Source organism: Paenibacillus sp. S02, assembly GCF_019454065.1.
In the GTDB taxonomy this organism is placed as follows: Bacteria; Bacillota; Bacilli; order Paenibacillales; family Paenibacillaceae; genus Paenibacillus; species Paenibacillus polymyxa_B.
In genome coordinates, this window is record NZ_CP073682.1 from 590,638 (window position 1) to 609,053 (window position 18,416).

General features: G+C 48.8%; 15 protein-coding genes. 11 read left to right on the forward strand and 4 right to left on the reverse strand.

The window, feature by feature from the left end:
* Positions 1 to 76: 76 nt before the first annotated feature.
* Both KAI36_RS02640 and KAI36_RS02645 read left to right on the forward strand, forming a co-directional pair.
* The gene (locus KAI36_RS02640; protein ID WP_013308546.1) at positions 77 to 457 is read left to right on the forward strand and encodes a RidA family protein; all 381 of its coding nucleotides are present in this window, start codon (positions 77 to 79) and stop codon (positions 455 to 457) included.
* Positions 458 to 581: 124 nt separating this feature from the next.
* Complete coding sequence (locus tag KAI36_RS02645) at positions 582 to 1,646, forward strand: undecaprenyldiphospho-muramoylpentapeptide beta-N-acetylglucosaminyltransferase (RefSeq protein WP_276572456.1); 1,065 nt, start codon at positions 582 to 584, stop codon at positions 1,644 to 1,646.
* Between the two features lie 98 nt (positions 1,647 to 1,744).
* On the opposite strand, the gene KAI36_RS02650 is transcribed toward KAI36_RS02645, so the two are convergent.
* The gene (locus KAI36_RS02650) at positions 1,745 to 2,500 is read right to left on the reverse strand and encodes a tryptophan-rich sensory protein (protein WP_220026855.1); all 756 of its coding nucleotides are present in this window, start codon (positions 2,498 to 2,500) and stop codon (positions 1,745 to 1,747) included.
* Between the two features lie 244 nt (positions 2,501 to 2,744).
* Between KAI36_RS02650 and KAI36_RS02655 the strand changes: the two genes are divergently transcribed.
* From KAI36_RS02655 to KAI36_RS02665, 3 genes are all read left to right on the forward strand, one after another.
* On the forward strand, positions 2,745 to 3,695 hold the full coding sequence (locus tag KAI36_RS02655; protein WP_023986785.1) for a bile acid:sodium symporter family protein: 951 nt from the start codon (positions 2,745 to 2,747) through the stop codon (positions 3,693 to 3,695).
* A gap of 250 nt (positions 3,696 to 3,945) precedes the next feature.
* Positions 3,946 to 5,070: an NADH-dependent flavin oxidoreductase gene (locus KAI36_RS02660; protein WP_220026856.1), complete on the forward strand. Its 1,125-nt coding sequence runs from the start codon at positions 3,946 to 3,948 to the stop codon at positions 5,068 to 5,070.
* Positions 5,071 to 5,182: 112 nt separating this feature from the next.
* Entirely contained in the window at positions 5,183 to 5,770 is a 588-nt protein-coding gene (locus tag KAI36_RS02665; RefSeq protein WP_220026857.1) for a GNAT family N-acetyltransferase, read from the forward strand.
* Here KAI36_RS02665 and KAI36_RS02670 read toward each other — a convergent pair.
* Both KAI36_RS02670 and KAI36_RS02675 read right to left on the reverse strand, forming a co-directional pair.
* Positions 5,700 to 7,361, reverse strand: coding sequence for a response regulator transcription factor (locus KAI36_RS02670; protein ID WP_220026858.1), 1,662 nt, complete (start codon positions 7,359 to 7,361; stop codon positions 5,700 to 5,702). The genes KAI36_RS02665 and KAI36_RS02670 overlap by 71 nt on opposite strands.
* 7 nt (positions 7,362 to 7,368) lie before the next feature.
* Complete coding sequence (locus tag KAI36_RS02675) at positions 7,369 to 9,183, reverse strand: sensor histidine kinase (protein ID WP_220026859.1); 1,815 nt, start codon at positions 9,181 to 9,183, stop codon at positions 7,369 to 7,371.
* 207 nt (positions 9,184 to 9,390) lie between these two features.
* Here KAI36_RS02675 and KAI36_RS02680 point away from each other — a divergent pair, with 207 nt between their 5' ends.
* The 3 genes from KAI36_RS02680 to KAI36_RS02690 all read left to right on the forward strand — a co-directional run bounded on the left by KAI36_RS02680 (position 9,391) and on the right by KAI36_RS02690 (position 12,564).
* Entirely contained in the window at positions 9,391 to 10,272 is an 882-nt protein-coding gene (locus tag KAI36_RS02680) for a carbohydrate ABC transporter permease (protein ID WP_029515990.1), read from the forward strand.
* On the forward strand, positions 10,273 to 11,109 hold the full coding sequence (locus KAI36_RS02685) for a carbohydrate ABC transporter permease (RefSeq protein WP_023986791.1): 837 nt from the start codon (positions 10,273 to 10,275) through the stop codon (positions 11,107 to 11,109). It begins immediately after the preceding gene.
* 159 nt (positions 11,110 to 11,268) lie between these two features.
* Positions 11,269 to 12,564 (forward strand): ABC transporter substrate-binding protein, encoded by a 1,296-nt coding sequence (locus tag KAI36_RS02690; protein WP_071639382.1) that lies wholly within the window; start codon positions 11,269 to 11,271, stop codon positions 12,562 to 12,564.
* 82 nt (positions 12,565 to 12,646) lie between these two features.
* Here the strand turns inward: KAI36_RS02690 and KAI36_RS02695 are convergent, their stop codons facing one another.
* Positions 12,647 to 13,186, reverse strand: a complete 540-nt coding sequence (locus KAI36_RS02695) for a dihydrofolate reductase family protein (protein ID WP_220026860.1) — start codon at positions 13,184 to 13,186, stop codon at positions 12,647 to 12,649.
* Between the two features lie 106 nt (positions 13,187 to 13,292).
* On the opposite strand from KAI36_RS02695, the gene KAI36_RS02700 reads away from it, so the two are divergent.
* The 3 genes from KAI36_RS02700 (at position 13,293) to KAI36_RS02710 (ending at position 18,277) form a co-directional block, all read left to right on the forward strand.
* Positions 13,293 to 14,225 (forward strand): helix-turn-helix transcriptional regulator, encoded by a 933-nt coding sequence (locus KAI36_RS02700; RefSeq protein ID WP_220026861.1) that lies wholly within the window; start codon positions 13,293 to 13,295, stop codon positions 14,223 to 14,225.
* Positions 14,226 to 14,405: 180 nt separating this feature from the next.
* On the forward strand, positions 14,406 to 17,531 hold the full coding sequence (locus tag KAI36_RS02705) for a DEAD/DEAH box helicase (RefSeq protein WP_220026862.1): 3,126 nt from the start codon (positions 14,406 to 14,408) through the stop codon (positions 17,529 to 17,531).
* A gap of 20 nt (positions 17,532 to 17,551) precedes the next feature.
* Entirely contained in the window at positions 17,552 to 18,277 is a 726-nt protein-coding gene (locus tag KAI36_RS02710) for a phosphoribosylglycinamide synthetase (protein WP_220026863.1), read from the forward strand.
* The last annotated feature ends 139 nt before the right edge of the window (positions 18,278 to 18,416 follow it).

Below are 18,416 nucleotides of genomic sequence, written 5' to 3' on the forward strand. Positions count from 1 at the left end.
TCGCACGGAATAGTGGCTTTGGACTTCACATGCTATAATACGGTGAACCAGTATCAGGAAGGAGAATCCAACCCATATGAAAAAAACAATTGCTACTGAAAAAGCACCCGGTGCTATCGGCCCTTATAGCCAAGCGGTAGAGGCAGGCGGGTTTATTTACACTTCGGGACAGCTTGGACTGAATCCGGCAACAGGTGAGTTTGGTAAGGATGTACAGGAGCAGGCGCGCCTGTCCTTGAGCAACGTACAAGCCATTCTGGAAGCGGCGGGCAGCAACATGAACCAGGTTGTGAAAGCGACTGTATTCCTGAAGGACATGAACGATTTTGTCAGCGTCAATGAGGTGTACAGTTCTTTCTTCGAGCAACCGTACCCAGCGCGTAGTGCGGTGGAGGTAGCTCGTCTGCCTAAGGATGCACTGGTGGAGATTGAAGTCATTGCATTGAAGGGCGAATAGTCTGAAAGGTCCGTTCATAAAATAAAAAGTTTGTATGGCAACCGGGTGTCCCTATTAAATAGAGGCACCCGGTTGCTCAAATTTAATGTGTTTTGTTTTTTTTGAGTACAGAGTGGAGGTGGAGATGATTAAAAAAATAATTTTCACTGGTGGAGGCTCTTCAGGACATGTAGCAGTAAACCTAGCTTTGATTCCTCACTTACTGGAACAACATTGGAGTGTCCAATACATAGGCTCTGAACAAGGGATTGAAAGAGAATTGATTTCTGGACTAGAAGATGTGTGTTATTTCAGTATCTCAACTGGGAAATTGCGCAGATATTTTGATTGGAATAATTTTAAGGACCCTTTTAAAGTGCTAAAGGGGATTTCTCAAGCGTACCGGATTATAAGAAAAGAAAAACCGGATGTTATTTTTTCAAAAGGCGGGTTTGTTTCGGTTCCTGTGGTATTGGCTGGGTGGTTGAATAAAGTCCCTGTAATCATTCATGAATCAGATATTACCCCTGGATTAGCTAATAAGATTTCCAGCACATTTGCTACAGAAATTTGTACTACCTTTCCTGAAACCACTCAGTACTTTCGCTCTAAGCATACCCGGTATGTAGGTGCTATTGTGAGAGATGAACTAAAAGATGGGGAGGCAGCCAAAGGTTTGACCTATTGCGGATTTACTCGAAATAAGCCGATCATTCTGATCATGGGTGGGAGTTTAGGTTCCAAGAAGATCAATGAGATGGTCTGGATGAATTTAGAGGCTTTGCTCGTTCATTTTCAAATCGTGCATATTTGTGGTAAAGACCAAGTGAATCATTCCATTCATATGCATGGCTACAAGCAGTTTGAATACATAAACGATGAACTGGCGGATGTTATGGCGATGGCAGATATGGTTGTTTCTAGGGCGGGTTCAAATTCCATTTTTGAATTCTTAACGCTGCGGAAGCCGATGCTATTGATCCCTCTTTCAAAGGCGGTCAGCCGAGGAGATCAAATTCTAAATGCAAAATCATTTAAAGCGCAAGGCTTTTGTGAGTTTTTAGAAGAAGAAGAGTTGGAATCTGAACGATTTGTTGACATGATTCTTCGTTTGTATGAAAAAAGGTCGGATTATATTATCAATATGAAGAAAATGAATGCAGATCACTCGACAAGCAAGCTTATAGATCTGATTAAAGTCTATACCTAATCACATGGTTAAAATGAATAAACAAAACGAGCGAGCTTGGGCTAGATGATTCAGACCCAAGCTCGCTTGTTCTGGCTAGGAGATAATATTAGTTTTCTTTAATCTCGGTCTCGATTACGGGCAAAGAATAGCCACAGCGCGTACATCAGAATGACTGCCGCCAAGATCAATGCAGCCAGCCGTACGTTTTCATTGTTCGGATGCTCGACGGCGATGGCGACATAGGCCCATACAAATACGAGAGGATAAATGCTGTCGCGATAAGGGAAGCTGACCATGATCGCCAATACGGTGCCGATGAGCAGGATAATGATCGCCCATGTCGTATCGCTCAGTCCCCAGCCACTCCATTCATTCTTTTCCAGTGCCACTGCAATGTTGATAATAGTAGCAACGGATACCCAACCGAGGTTCAGGCTGAACGGTAGCTTGACGAACCACATTTCTCCGCGGGTTGGCTGCGGCGTGCGGGTACGTACATACACGATGCTCAAGGAAAGCAAGTATAGCATAATGACGATGACGCACAGTTCTACGTATACATACTGCCAGAGGAAAATCCAGATGATATTGAAGAGACAGCTTAGAATGAAAAAAATACCTATGGACTGAACGCTTGTCTTGGCTTGCCCTGTAGGTGTAGCTTGGTACACGACAAAGCAGGCGAGCAGTACGTAGATGACCGACCAGATGGAAAAAGCGTAACCCGCTGGTGTGATCAAGGTTGGGTACATGTTGGATACAGCAGCAGTGCTTCTGCCGCCGATAGGAAGTGTAGAAGCCAGAATGTTAACGAGAACGACAGCGATAAATGCAATAATATTCCACCATTTATACGGATGGCTTCGTGACATAGGGATATCTCCTCCTCAACGAATGATGATCCAAAAATGACCGACTGGTCACAAGCTTCTATTATGAATATACCCATTTTGCTTTCGAATATGTCCTAACCGGAAAAAGTTTCTTGATCCCGGTAAAATCATAAAAAGTTGTATGTATATGCAGTCATATGTAGTACAATGGTGAAAATTTTAAGCACTATATAAGCTGAATTTCCACAAATTCAAATTATATAGAAGTAAGGAGATAAGTAGAATGAATGGCTTGGAGAAAGTAGGGAAATTTGTAGGGGGAACCTTTTCCATCTGGGTACTTTTATTTGCATGCTTGGGATTTTTCTTTCCTGCGGCGTTTACAGGGTTGAAAGGATACATACAGTTATTTTTGGGCATTGTCATGTTCGGGATGGGGCTGACTTTATCTGCGGCTGACTTTCGTGAAGTATTCCGGCGTCCAGTGGATGTGGCTATTGGCGTGGTCGGGCATTATCTGATTATGCCGTTTCTGGCCTTTGGATTGGCATTAGTATTGCAGCTGCCACCGGATATTGCGGTAGGTGTCATTTTGGTAGGCTGTTGCCCGAGTGGAACCGCGTCCAACGTAATGACGCTCTTATCCAAAGGCGACGTGGCATTGGGAGTATCGATTGCTTCGGTGTCGACGCTGATTGCTCCACTGGCTACCCCGGCCATGATTAACCTGCTTGCTGGACGTTGGATGAATATTGATGCGAAGTCGCTGATCATGGATATTCTCATCGTGGTTATTGTTCCCATTGTGCTGGGTGTTATCGTCAAATCGCTATTTCGCAAACAGGCAGAAGCCAGTGTCCAGGCGCTGCCGCTCATATCAACACTGGTGATCATGCTCATCGTGGCTATTGTGATTGCAGGCAGCAAAGGCAAGATTTTGGAGACAGGTCCGATTATTTTTGGTGTGGTTATTTTGCATAACGGAATCGGGTTCCTGCTCGGATATTGGTTTGCCAAGCTATTCGGTATGAATCTTTCCAAGCGTAAAGCTGTTACGCTGGAAACGGGAATGCAGAATTCCGGACTGGGCGCTGCGCTGGCAGCAGCTCATTTTAATCCGATTGCTGCTGTACCGAGTGCGATTTTTAGCGTGTGGCATAATATTTCCGGCTCGTTGCTCGCGACCTGGTTTTCCCGCCGGGAGGAGAAGAACAGCACATCCGGGAACCATTAAGCTTTGTCAGTGGCTTGTGACAAGTGGCTGCGGTTCAGCTTTTTCGAACAGTTTAGGGAAGGTCAGAAAGGATAGATTTGACTTTATAGTTGCGGATCATTATACTGTGGTTGTTACAACCACTGTATTTAAGTAAGCAACAGTAGTTTGAGTTCGTTATGGAAGGAAAACTGCATCGAATTCATATTCGGCTTCATGCTTAACAGCCTTATATTATCTGATCTGATTTAAACTGAAGGAGAGAGAACGAATGAACCCAAAATATAATTCTCTATTTGAAGCTTTTACCCTACCATCCGGTGTTACGTTGAAGAACCGTATTACCATGGCACCTATGACTAACTTTGCTTCCCACGAAAATGGTGAAGTCAGTGACCAGGAGCTGGCATACTACCGTGAACGTTCCGGCGGGGTGGGCGCGGTTATTACCGCTTGTGTGTATGTAACTCCAGATGGCAAAGGCTTTGTCAATGAGTTCGGTGCGGACAAGGATGAAATGATTCCGAGCCTGCGTCGTCTGGCGGATACGATTCATCAAGAGGGCGCAAAAGCGATCCTGCAAATTTATCATGGTGGCCGCCTGTGTCCACCGGATCAAATTCCAGATGGACAGCCAATCAGTGCAAGCGCAGTAGCCGAGGAAAAAGAAGGCGCGCCTGTGCCGCGTGAAATGACATCCGACGATATCCACCGCGTCATCCGTGCCTATGGCGAAGCAACTCGCCGCGCGATTGAAGCAGGTTATGATGGTGTGGAGCTTCACGGAGCGAACGGTTACCTGGTGCAGCAGTTCTTCTCCCCGCACTCCAACCTTCGTACCGATGAATGGGGAGGAAGTGTTGAAAAACGAATGACCTTCCCGCTGGCGATTGTTCACGAAGTGAAGAAAGTGATCGCAGAACATGCAAAGCGGCCATTCATCTTTGGATACCGCTTGTCTCCTGAGGAAGGACACACACCAGGCATTACGCTGGATGATACGATGGTGCTTGTAGACCGTTTGGCGGATCAAGGGCTGGATTACCTGCACATTTCCGTAAATCATTTCTTCGGTGGTTCGTTCCGTGACCGTAGTGACGAACGGTCACGTACTGTTCTCATCCATGAGAAGGTAGGTAACCGTGTGCCGATTATGGGAGTCGGGTCGCTGAATACACCGGACGAGGCGCTTGCAGCACTGGAGACAGGTGTACCGCTTGTATCGCTGGGACGTCCGCTTTTGATGGAGCCGCAATGGGTTCAGAAGGTACAAAACGGCACAGAAGATACCATTCGCACGACATTATCCAAGCAAGCCCAGCAGGAGCTAGTCATTCCTGACTACTTGTGGGGTGCGTTGACGACCCTTCCAGGCTGGATGCCTGTTACGGACTAAATTTTGAATGATGGAGATACCCTAGGCTGCTCTCATGCACCTGGGGTATTTTCCTGTCTCGTGACCGTGAACACAATAATATAGGAATAACTGAGAAAGAAGGAAAATGACAATGTTACATAAAGCTAATGGTGCCATTTTGATAAAGTCCACCCATCCGGGGCTACAGATTCGACTGTTACAAGTAAGTGATGCAGCACGTTTATTAGAGATCAGACGTAAAAATTTTGATTTCTTCAAACCGTTCGAGCCAGAACGACCTGAAATTTACTTTACGCTGGAAGAACAGGCGCGTCTGATATCCAACGGTTTGGAAGCGGCACAAGCCGGACAGGGATATACGTTTGGACTTTTTTTGCCGGAAAATGATAAGCTGATTGGTAGAATGGAGCTGTCGGGTATCGCTAGAGGCCCCTTTCAAAACGCCAATCTGGGCTACTTTGTAGATCCCGCTTACCATGGACAAGGCTATGCTACTTCCGCAGTGAAGGATATCGTACGCTACGCCCTGAATGAGTTGGAATTACACCGTATTCAAGCAGGAGTGATGCCAAGAAATGCGCCTTCCAATCGAGTGATGGAAAAGGCGGGATTTCGCCGCGAAGGGCTAGCTCTCAACTATTTGAAGATTAATGGTGTGTGGGAAGATCACGTGCTGTATGCGGTAACGGCTGAGGATTTGCAGAATGGCGTCTTCTGAATTCGCCAGGCGTGACCCCCTCCAGTTTTTTGAACACCTTGCCAAAATATTTTTCATCCTGATAACCGACCATACCGGCAATATGATGAAGGCGCAGCTTGTCATTCAGCAGTAATAGCTTTGCCTTGCCCATCCTGATCTGGCACAAATAGTCCGATAGATTAACCCCATACTCCTGCTTGAATTTACGAGAAATATATTCCCGACTGAGGTAAAAGCGGCTCGCCATATCCTGTAGAGAAATGTCCTCGTCGTAGTGTGCATCCAGATAGCGGGCAATATCACGGATGGTCGGGTTGTTTGGGCTATGGCTTGGTGTAAGTGCCTGACCGGCTGCCAACAGTCGGTTTTCGACCTGTCTTTGCCATAAGGGCAACGAAAGCATGCCGCGGTTGTCGACCGGCAAGGCATGAATGGAGCCGGACTCATCTGCCAGTTCCTCGCCATCGGTATCTCCGGGCCTGTCATTCAGCCAGCGGGCCAGCATCCAGTCCAACTCCTGATTCCAACTGGCTAGCTGCTCTGCTGTAACCGAAGGCAGCTCGGCTACGGCTGCTATCCAGCGGCCTACCGCTATAGACACACGACTGGCATTACAGCTGAGCGCACTAAGCCGTAGTTCCTCTTCCATCTCAGGCAACTGGGGAAGACGAATGCTCTGCCGTGTCTGGGAACTCTGGTGCATCCAGTCGATGGTTTGCAACACATCCCGTTTCCACAATGCTTGCCGTGCCTCTTGGTAGGCAGTGGCTGCCGCTATGGGAAAGGCACCAAAAGAGCCAACCCCGATGTGCATGTAGCACCGCAAAGCCGTTTTGATTCCTGTATGAATATCCTGCAAGAGCGGTGACCAGCGAGATGGCTCGCCCCAATACAGCAGAATAATTTCGTCCATACGCTCCAGATGACGGAATGCAATTCCGGTTTGAGAAGTTCCAAGAAATTCGTTGCAGATGTTAATGAGGGAAAAGCTCAAAAGCGCACGGCGCGTTTTATATTTGTCCAGTATATCGGCATCCAGCTGAGTGGTACTCATCACAGCTGCATTACATATCTGAATAGCTGCAGGAAGACGTAGCTCCTCACGTAAGGGCGTAATGGATAGAGGGGTATTCGCTATACCGGAAACGATTTCAGTCAGGAGCTTATCAGCATAGTGCGGCCTCATCCGATTGACCTCCATGGCCTGCATCGTCTGCCTGTTCCGGTCTTGCTCCGCTGTCCGCCAGGCTTGAGTGGCTTTATTAAGAGCCTCGTTAATCTCCACTGGATCCACGGGCTTAAGAATATAGTCCATGCCTCCCCGGCGGATGACCTGTCGAACCAAGTCAAAATCATCATAGCCACTGACCACCACGACTCGGGTTGCTGGGGAATTGACTTGAATCCACTCCATCAGTGCTACTCCATCCTTGCCGGGCATTCGCATATCCGTGAGTACAACAGGTGGGGAAAGGGCGGTAATGACCTCAATCGCCTGATCGCCCGACTCAGCCTCAATCACCTCGCTCACACCGCAAGCTTCCCAATGTACGAGCATCCGTATGGCATGGCGTACATGCTTCTCATCATCTACAATCAGGACTTTCATTGACAGATCACTCTCCCTTAATATGAATTTCCGTAGGGACTTCAGTACGAATTTCGAGTGTATAACGGACGCCATGAGGCAGAATGTTGTCTACGCACAGGGTGTTAGAACCATCCTCCGAGTGAAGCTGAATACGCAATAGAACATTACGAAGGCCAATGGAGTCCTGCTCGCTAGTGTCCGGCTCCTCGTAGGCTTTCAGCGGACGTTTTAACATATGCTGGAGCTGCTCCAACTCGGCCTGCCGAATGGAAGTTCCGTTATTTTCCACTGTTATTTTCACAATGCTTTCCCGGATTCGGCTGCCTGTAATGCGAATTTCACCGGGTCCCAGCCGGGGATCGGCACCGTGTTTAAAGTAGTTTTCCACCAACGGTTGGAGAATCATTTTAGGCACCCGATCATTCAGGACCTCATGTTCCCACTGGTAAGTGACCTCTAATTGCTCACCGAAGCGTTCCTTTTGTAAATCAAGATATTGTTTTACATGTTCGGCTTCTTCCTTAAGTGTTACGACCGTATGGTCCCGCATATTATAACGCAGCATTTTGGCAAGGGAAGAGAGCAGAGAATAAATTCGCGGCACCTCATGCTGTAGAGCCAGGGTTCCAATAGACTGTAGCGTATTATATAAAAAGTGAGGATTAATCTGTGCTTGAAGCGCTTTCAATTGATGTGTCTTATTAGCCAGCTCCAGCTTGTATTCCCGCAAAATGAGGTTATTGATGGTATCCATCATCTGTCTGAAACGGCGCGACAGTACTCCGATCTCATCGTTACTCATGGCCCGAATGTCTACATCCAGTTGACCGGACTGAATCTGGTTTATGTAGCGAGTCAGTCGCTTAATAGGTTCCGTGATTTTTATCGAAATCCATAACGTGGCAACAATGACGAGTAGCAACGCTGCGCCTGTAATGACCGCATTGATCTGAGTCAGGCGGGTAGCCCGTATATACAGCGTACGATGTGGAATTTTCTTGACGAGCGTCCAGCCTGACAGGTTGGCATCCAGCTTGCCATACACGTGCAGTGCCGTATCATCCTCAATCACTCCGTGCTCGCCTTCTTTAGAAATTCGATTGAGCAGGTCAGATTCCTTCCAGTGTGTTCCAATCGCTGCTTCTTTTCCGCTATATATGATTGTTCCGTTCCGATCGATCAAAAACAGCTCCTCTGTATCCGCATCATACAATTGACGGCAAATACTGCGCAGCGGCTCCAGATCAACATCTATAGCGAGTACCCCAAGCGTCTCTGAGGCAGGAATGTTCCGAATCGCCCGGTGAAGTGTAAATACCTGCCGCTCTGTGCTGTGCTCCGCATAGGAGACCGCCGAAAAGCCGTACAAATGCTTCATGTGCGAAGGCTGTATGAATAGTCCGGAAGGGCCGTAATGAATAGAACCGGTAAAGGGCTCCAGCCGGAATTCCCGTAGAGGGACTGTACTGGTAATCAACGTCGATTGCCCCGCCTCAAAAGAATGCAAATACACTTGGTCAATGCCTGACGAAGCATTCATCATCGTTTGCAGCGTAGTGTAAATTTCAGCGACGGCCCGGTAATCATCAGGGATTTTGGCCAGATTACGCAGAAAATGAGGGTCATTATAGACTCCGATGGACGCGCGATTCAGCCCCTGTAAATAGTTATCCAGATTCGTAATTCCCTGAAAGATAAGCCGTTCATTTTCTTGTGTGGCCTGCTCACGCAAGGATTGCTTGGTGAGAACGAAGGTCATTGTCATCGACAGCAGCAGCGGCAGAGTGACGGCAATGAGCAAAAACCAGATCAGGCGGGAACGAATGCTGTGAAATTTCATGCAGTGAGCTCCTTTCACAATTCAAGTTGAGCCAGAGGTCAATATTTTCCCCCCTAATGGTTCACGATCCTACGTGTTCTCGAGAGCGCTTATTCGACATAATGAACATGTGAATCGCATATCCGTACGGCCCAAGCATCATGCTGCTGAAAGAAAGCCGTAAGGGAGCGTTCCAGACACCAATAGAACAACAAAGGGGGGATCGGTTTGAATCGCGCCAAGTCGTCGCAATGGCTCCAGCAATGGATTTTTGTAGGGCCCTCGACGTTATTTTTCGTTATCATTATTGTAATCCCTTTCATGCTTGGAATGTACTATTCTTTTACAGAGTGGAATGGGGTAGCCAATCAGGCAAAGTGGGTCGGGCTGGATAATTTCAGTCACATTTTATGGAATGATGACAAATTTGGGACAGCGTTCTGGTTTACGGTCCGTTTTACGGTGGTAGGAGTGGTGGCTGCGAATATTTTTGGCTTTCTGCTGGCGTATTTTCTAACCAAACCGCTGAAAACAAAAAATGTACTAAGGACCATCTTTTTTATGCCCAATGTGATCGGAGGTCTGTTGCTGGGCTTTATCTGGCAGTTTATTTTCGTCAAGGGATTTGCAGCAATCGGAGAGAGCACGAACTTGTCCTTCTTCAATCTGTCCTGGTTGGGAGATGAGATCACGGCCTTCTGGGGCATTGTAATCGTGTTTATCTGGCAAACTGCCGGGTATTTGATGGTTATTTACATCTCTTCCCTGACCAATGTGCCCCGCGATATGCTGGAAGCAGCTGAAATTGACGGAGCAAGCCGGATGCAAATTTTGCGGTCGATTATACTTCCTTTGATCATGCCTGCCGTTACGGTATGTCTTTTCCTGGCGATATCATGGTCATTCAAAATGTTCGATCTCAATTTGTCACTGACCAAGGGCGGTCCCTTCGGGTCCACAGAGTCAGTTGCACTCAATATTTACAATGAAGCGTTTGTGAATAATCGTTATGGGCTGGGAACAGCTAAAGCACTCATTTTCTTTATCATTGTTGCTCTGGTTACGAGCCTTCAGGTACGACTGACGAAAAGTCGGGAGGTGGAAGCGTAAATGGAAACAAGCAAGCGCTACCGCTTTGGAACATGGGCGACCGAGATGGTGATGATCCTCGTCGCATTGTTATTCCTCGTCCCGTTTTACTTTTTATTCGTGAATTCGGTCAAAAGCTTTGGTGACCTGCTCACCGATTCTGCGGCCTGGCCACAAACCTTTGTATGGAGCAACTACGCTAGAGCGTGGAGTATCACGCGTTTTCCCGAAGCTTTATGGAATTCACTCGTGGTTACAGTAATTAGTAATCTACTGCTCGTACTGATCAGCTCAATGGCTGCTTACCGAATGGTCCGGCGTCCGACGCGTTATAATCGAGTGTTGTTCAGCCTGTTCGTAGCTGCCATGGTTATTCCTTTTCAATCGGTGATGATTCCTTTGGTCAAGGTTGTAAGTACACTGGACTTAATGAACAGTATAAGTGGTCTGGTAATCTGTTATCTGGGATTCGGAGCCCCTATGTCGATCTTTCTCTTTCATGGATTCGTCAAAGGTGTACCAGTCGAGGTGGAAGAAGCAGCTACGGTGGACGGCTGTACGCCTTACGGAGTGTTTTTCCGAATTGTGTATCCGTTGATGCTACCGATGATGGTAACTGTTATTATTTTAAATACGCTCTGGATTTGGAATGATTATCTCCTGCCTTCTCTGGTACTGCAAAAGGCTGAACTGCGCACGATTCCGATTGCGACCTATGCCTTTTTCGGACAATACACGAAGCAGTGGGATTTAGCATTGCCTGCTCTGGTGCTGGGTATCTTGCCAGTCATCGTATTCTTTCTGGCCATGCAAAAATATATTATTCAAGGTATTATGGCTGGCTCGGTCAAAGGTTGAGTGTGGCGATGAGCTGAAAATGTACATGGTGTGCCACTACGCAAACGGATGGTGCTTACTATCGCTTGTTCAGCACCATTCCGTTTTCCGTTTGCTCCGTTTCCACATGAATTTTTCGAGTTCATCTGATATGAATTTAGAATAGAAAGGAACATGAAAATGAAAACGCATACTTTTAAAAAGAAAGCTCAAGCACTCATCTTGCTTCTCGCGGCCTTTGCCCTGGTTTTGGCAGGTTGTAACAGCAGTGGCGGACAAAACGCAGGCAAAGAGGAAGTGAAGGAAAAAACAATTCACATTTTTCAGTTTAAGGTAGAGATTGCAGAAGCGCTGAATCGCATGAAAGCGGAATACGAAGCATCTCATCCGGGCATCAAGCTCGATATTCAGACCGTGGGCGGGGGCAGTGACTATGGTGCGGCGTTAAAGGCGAAGTTCGCCTCTGGGGAGCAGCCGGATATTTTTAACGTAGGAGGTTACCGTGAGCTGGATACGTGGCTGGAGTATTTGGAGGACCTGTCTGACCAGCCTTGGGTTGGCGATGTGGTGGATGTCGCCAAAGAGCCGATGACCAAAGACGGCAAGCTGTATGGCCAGCCGATGAATCTGGAGGGGTACGGCTTTATTTATAACAAGGATTTGTTCAAGAAGGCGGGGATTACGGAGACCCCTAAAACATTGTCCGAACTGGAGGGAGCTGCGCAAAAGCTCCAAGCTGCAGGGATTACTCCATTTTCTAATGGATATCAGGAGTTTTGGGTGCTGGGCAATCATTTGCTAAACGTGGCATTTGCCAATCAGCCGGACCCTTCGGCCTTCGTCAAGGGACTGAATGATGGAACTGCAAAGATTCCGGGCAACGCTGTATTCGCCGAGTGGGTTAAGCTGTTTGATCTGACACTGAAGTATGGCAATTCGAAGCCACTCACGACCGATTACAACACGCAGGTAACGAATTTCGCCACTGGCAAGGCTGCCATGATGCAGCAAGGGAACTGGACTCAGGTCCAAATTGATGGTATTAATCCGAAGCTGAATTTGGGGATTTTGCCTATGCCGATTGGTGAAGACGCAACAGCTGGAGATAAGCTGTTTGTAGGTGTCGCCAACAACTGGGTGGTTAATAAAAATTCGTCTGTCAAACCCGAGGCGAAAGAGTTCTTAAACTGGATGGTGACATCCGAGCAAGGTAAAAAGTATATCACCAAGGAATTCAAGTTTATTCCAGCGTTCAAGAGCATCGAAGGGGCAGAGGCTGATATGGGCCAATTGGGTGCTGAAGTGGTGAAATACAGTAAGGAAAACAAACTGTTGGGCTGGTTCTTTAGCCGCTATCCTGAAGGAGCACAGCAAGAATTCGGAAGTCAGATGCAAGCCTATGTGGCAGGTAAATCGGATGCTGGGAAGCTATTCGAGGATTTCCAGAGAACATGGGATAATTTGAAGACCAAATAATGAACAAAAGCACGCGATAAAGCCTTCATATTTCAGGGAGATTGCATGATCCTGAAATATGAAGGCTTTTCTGTAAACAAAATTATATATGGTAATGGAGCAGAGCGATATCCCCGCGGTGTTCTATTTCTTTAAGCTTAAACGTACTTGGCAGCGTTCCTTCTGGAAATAACGGTATTCCTTGTCCAAGCACTTTGGGAATGATCGCAATGATAGCCTTCTCCAGCAGTCCAGCTTGTAAGAAGTCCTGGACTAACTGGCCTCCACCGACTAGCCACACCGCACCTTCCGATTGTTCTTGTAGACGTGGAACCAGTTCAGTCAGAGCTTCGTCCGTAAATGTAACATGTGGCGCTTGCTGTTGCTCCGTTAATGCTCGTGTGAGCACATAACATGGCTTGCCAGCATAAGGGAAATCATCTGAGAGCTTCAACACTTCCTCATACGTCAGCCTGCCCATCAGCACTGTACCTACGGTGTCGTAAAAGTCGGCATATCCATTGTCCCCGCCATCACCCTTAACATCATACAGCCAGTCCACCGAACCGTCCGGCAAAGCTATATACCCGTCGAGACTCATGGCAATATACAGCACAACTGCATTTGATTTCAAATCCTCCATAGTTCATTCACTCCTTTCTATTTCCTAATGTTACAATGTATTTATGACATAGTATGTCGTAGTTAAACGGTCATTTTAAATTAATTCTTGATTAGAGGGGTACCTTATGAACGAACGCAGAATTGCTCTTATGAGGATACTGGATTCCCGAAAAAAATATACGGCGCGTGAGCTGGCTGAACGTTTTGGTGTCTCCGTCAGGACGATACAAAGAGATCTCGACTATTTGCAGCAGACCGGGTTACCCCTTTATACCGAAATGGGTCCTCATGGCGGGTATCGGGCACTCCCCAATCGGCTTCTTCCTCCCCTTCATTTTGCCCGCGACGAGGCTCTGGGTCTTTTTCTCATGCTGCAACTGTTGGAGAACATTCCAGATATCCCTTTTGGCTCGGTTCGTGGGCATTTATCCGAGCATTATTATGCCGAGCTTCCACAGGATGTGCAGGACAGTATTGATCAATTAAAGGAATACATTTCTTTTCGTATGCTCCCCACTCACTCAGAGTCACCCTACACCTCAATCATTTTGGAGGCTGCGCTGAATAAGCGCCGGGTGAACATGCATTACCGCTCCGCTTCCGGTGAAAAGTGGACCGAAGTATATCCGATTGGACTGTATTTTGATCACGGATATTGGTACATGCCAGCGCATAGCAGAGACCGCATCATTCTGTACCGTTCAGATCGGGTGATCACAATAACGATGCTGGACGAAACCTTGGACAGCCTTCCCACGCTTCAGGAATGGTTGGCTTCGGAGGATTCCCGTATAGGAATTCCGTCCAAAATAAAATTTACCGCATTGGGTGCCAGGCTGGCCGGATCAGATGCTCTCTTCCAAAATGTTTCCCATCACGAAGGGAAGAGTCAGGAATGGCAGGGATATATTCCGGTCGAAGAGTTTAGATATGTGTCCCGACTTTTACTAAAATACGGGCCAGAGGCCGAGGTCGTATATCCCAAAGAACTGCGAGTACAGGTCAAGCAACTGTTGCAAGACAGCCTGAACCCTTATCTGAAGGAGGATGACGAATAGGAGAGAGTATCCATAGCCATTTCCATGGCTTTTCGGACTCCCCTTTTATAGTTAACCACATGAATATTTAAGGTTATTAACTTATGACTTTCCATTTATTTTTGTGATAAAGTTTTGAAAAGAGCCCGTTTTCGTATATGATGAAGAGTAATAATTCAAAAGGCTGGACGGGAGACAGATATGAATCAACCGCTTTATGGAATATGGCTCGGAGATGTGTTTTTTTGCTTTTCTGGTGAGACGTCGGAACCACGTATCGATGCGTGGAGCAGTGTAATTCGCAGGCTGACGCTAAAGGGAGACCTTCGGCCGTTTCGGCAGGCTGCGTTGCGTCTTGCTGAGGTACGGATACCGAACACTGCTCGTGTGGAAACCGCGGGCAGAGGTGGCAAAAGACGTTCCATGCTGGGGCGTACATTGGAGGGGCTGTCGCTGGAACCGCGCGAGACGATGGCACTGCTGACCCGCATGGACGAGAAGGGCTGTGCGGCATCGGGCATTACGCTGGGCGAGGAAATGCAATATTGGCAAAAAGCTGCTTATTTCGCGCTAGAGCTGATGCAGCGGGGCGAAATTGCGCCATCGCTTACAGAGGCGCGTCCATCGGGACCGCGCCGTCGTGGTCCGGAAGCGGCTGTCGGGGTGTGGATTCCTCGACTGTGTCAAGAGGAGGACATACGGCGCTTTTATGAGCTGGCTGCTGCAATGCCGGCTGTTTGTATGGCGGCTCCGGCCGTTTTTGCGGGCAAGGAGCCTGAAACACGCGAGGATGCAGCCGGAATCGTGCTGTACTCCTTCTTGTGTGCGGTCATCCATGCGGAAACGACCGCGGTGCTGGCAGCATCAGACCGTGAGCTGGGCCGATATCGCGCAGAGTATCGGCGCGGAGGATCGCCGCTGGCAGAGCTGTGGTGGAACAGTCTGCTGACAGGTTCCCGGCCGGTGGCGATTCAGGGAACGCCCGCGGAGATGGAGGAGCTGGTGATTCAAGCTTCTTCTCTTGAGGGGAGCGCAATGCCTGTCACGGAACGGGAAGACAAGGAGCCGACAGAAGGGCAACTGCGGTTGTGCCTTCGTTTGGAGCCTTCGCTGGAAGAGAGTGTGAAGGAATGGCGCATTACCTTTTGGGCAGAAAGCGATGCTGAGCCGGGGTTGCGACTGCCTGCTCTGGCACTGTGGGCGCATCCTGAACGTGATCTGGTTCGAGGCGGAATTGTATATCGTCAAGTGCAGGCGCAACTGCTAATGAGGCTCGGACAGGCGGCTGAAGCGGCACCTATATTGCAAGAAGCGTTGAACCGTCCTTATCCCGAGGGGCTGACACTGGAGCCAGAGTTGTTCTTCCGCTTCCTGACGGAAGCCGTTCCCGCATTACAAAAGAACGGTATCACCGTGCAAATGCCTTCACGCTGGAGCCGGGAGGGCCGAAGACGTGCAGGCTTGCGGCTCAAAATGCGTTCGACAGAGCAGGGTGCCAAGCCAGATGGTGTGATTGCCGATACATCGTCTGTCGGCATTAGCCGCATGATTTCGTTTGATGCCGAGGCTGTGCTGGGTGATACGACTTTGACGATGGAGGAACTGGAAAGCATCGTCGCGGCCAATTTGCCGTATGTACGTCTCGGAGGGGAATGGATCGAGGTCGATCCCAAGGAAATTCGTCAGGTGCTGCGTTTTATCAAGCGCGGGGAAAACGGTGAAATGAGCTTGTCCGAATGGATGCATCTAGCTGCAGAAAATGAAAGTGCAGGCGAGGCCTCATGGAAAGGCTTGTCCATCTTTGGCGCGGAATCCGCCGGATTGCTTGCGTCTTTGGCTGAGGGCGGCGTACTCCGTTCGGTAGAGCCGCGGCCTGTGCCGGAGACGCTGCATGGCGCATTACGGCCCTATCAAGAGCGTGGCTTTCAATGGCTGGCTGCAATGCGCGGATTGGGCTTTGGCGTCTGCCTTGCGGACGACATGGGGCTTGGTAAAACGATTCAGGTCATCACCTGCCTGCTCGACGGTGGCATCGGCGCAGATGATCAACGTCCGGCGTTGATCATCTGTCCGACGTCCTTGCTCGGCAACTGGCAGCGCGAGTTGAAGCGCTTTTCACCGGATTTGTCGCTGTATATTCACCATGGCAACCAGCGACTCCACGGCGAGCTGTTTCAGGAAAGTGTACGTGAGTATGATATCGTCCTCACTACCTATCATTTGGCGGGCCGGGACGGCAGCGATTTATCTGCGGTATACTGGTCCTCCATCGTGTTGGATGAGGCGCAATATATAAAAAATGCACGAACAAAGCAAGCACAAAGCGTCATGAAGCTATCTGCACCACACCGGATTGCCATGACAGGTACTCCGGTAGAAAATCGGCTGAGCGAACTGTGGTCTATTTTTCAATTCCTGAATCCAGGTTACCTCGGTACGGCGTCTTCGTTCCGCCAACGGTACAGTCTGGCGGGAGAGGAGCGGGGATCCGCGTTGCGTGAGCTTCATCGCCTCGTCTCCCCGTTCATGCTGCGTCGACTCAAAAGCGACCCGGATATACGCAAGGATTTGCCAGAGAAGCTGGAGTTGAAATCCTACTGTGTACTGACACCAGAGCAGGCCGGATTGTATCGGGGCGTGGTGGATCAATTATTGGGAACACTGGATGGGCAGATCGGTATGGCTCGCAAAGGGCTTGTTCTGTCTTCACTGACCAAGTTGAAGCAGATTTGTGACCATCCGGGTTTGATCATTCCGGGTCGGGCTGATAGTGGTAAAACTGAAAACTCGGGCAAAATGGAGCGACTGCTGGAATTGGTAGAGACGATTCGCGAGAACGGCGAATCGGCGCTGATATTCACCCAATATGTGTCGATGGGAGAATTGCTGGTCTCTCGTTTGGCCAAAATCTTCGGGGAAGAGCCGTATTTTCTGCATGGAGGACTGGCGAAAACCAGACGTGATGAGATTGTTCACAACTTCCAGCAGGGAGAAGGACCGAATATATTCGTACTTTCCCTGCGTGCAGGTGGCGTGGGCCTTAACCTGACACGCGCCAGCCATGTCATTCACTATGACCGCTGGTGGAATCCTGCAGTGGAAAACCAGGCGACGGACCGCGTATTCCGTATTGGTCAAAGCCGCAATGTACAAGTGCATAAGCTGATTTGCCAAGGTACACTGGAGGAGCGGATCGACGAGCTGATTGAGAGCAAAAAGGCACTTTCCGAGCAGGTTGTCGGCTCCGGTGAACATTGGCTCACCGAAATGTCTGATGATGAATTGCGCGGTCTGATTGCGTTGCAAAATGATGTATGGATTGAGTGAGCAGAGAAAGGATGAAGGCGATGACGAGGCCGCGAGTGAAGCTAAAAGTAACTGACGGTCAATGGATAGCGGAATTAGACGGAAATGGGTTGGAAGGCGAATCAACGGGTGTACCTTCCACACATGCTGTCCAATGGACTGGCCCAGCGCCTGTACTGAACCCCGAACAGCGGAAGGCATGGCTGGAGCAGCTAAAAGCAGATCCTTTGGACATCTACCGTTTTTTGCAAGGGGAAACCTGTCTATCGCTGGATGAGATCGTTCAGCTAGCAGCTGAGACAGCCACTTCCAGCATGGAGGATGGCGTGGGTGTAGTCGACGATGTGAAGAAAGCTCTTCAAGCCGGTCTGGAAAGCGAGCCGCAGACCTGTCTGGAACTGATCGGAATGTCGCGGGAAGAGCTGCTGGAGTACATATTTAGTGCTTGGGCTGGAGAGTTATCCCATGTGCAGGGGACATCCCCCGCGCTTGAGTCTACCTCACGGCAGGAAGGCGGACGCAGCGGATCGGCAGCGATTAGCGAATGGATTGCAGAGTCTGCGGCAGAAGGAGCATTGCATCGTCCCGGTGCGGGCTTTCACGCGATTGAGATTCGTCTGCCGCAGAAGCTTGCTCCTAAGAAGGAAGCGGATATTATGGCTTTGCTGCCGGGTTTACCCCGTGCGGAAGAGGCATTGAAACTCATACGTGAACGGGTAGCCGAGCGGGCCCGAGCTGCAATCCCGCAAAAACGTCATACTCCGTAACAATTCGGGTATATACTTCCTTTTTCGAGTCTATTCGCCTTCATCGAACGGGATAATGGCTTCGAAGAGTGCCAAAAGTTCAGTTACAATGGGGAAACGGAAAAGTGACGGCAAGTCATGCATCAATTGCAATATTGGA